The organism is Pseudomonas sp. 65/3-MNA-CIBAN-0223 (assembly GCF_040310425.1).
GTDB lineage: Bacteria > Pseudomonadota > Gammaproteobacteria > Pseudomonadales > Pseudomonadaceae > Aquipseudomonas > Aquipseudomonas gregormendelii.
In genome coordinates, this window is record NZ_JBEOPV010000173.1 from 1 (window position 1) to 267 (window position 267).

The following is a 267-nucleotide window of genomic DNA, read 5'->3' on the forward strand; positions in this document are numbered from 1 at the left end:
GTTGGGAATGCTGTAGTGCTGCCACAGCAGCACACGGCCCAGGGCGCGGCCGGCGGCCAGTTGTTCTTCGCGGGTCTGCGCCGCCAGCAGTTGGTCCAGCAGGTGGTCGACCACCGGGTTGGCGATACCGGCGTAATTCTTGCTGCCCTTGATCGCGGCCTGGCTGGAGTGGAAGTACTGCCACTGTTCAAGGCCGGGGCTCAAGGTCTGGTTGAGGGTCATCAGAATCATGTCGAAATCGAATTGATCGAGGCGCTGTTTGTACTG

General features: G+C 61.0%; 1 pseudogene. It reads right to left on the reverse strand.

What is annotated here, in order from left to right:
• Positions 1 to 267 (reverse strand): annotated as a pseudogene (locus tag AAEZ09_RS28420) (ABC transporter substrate-binding protein); the annotation flags it as partial.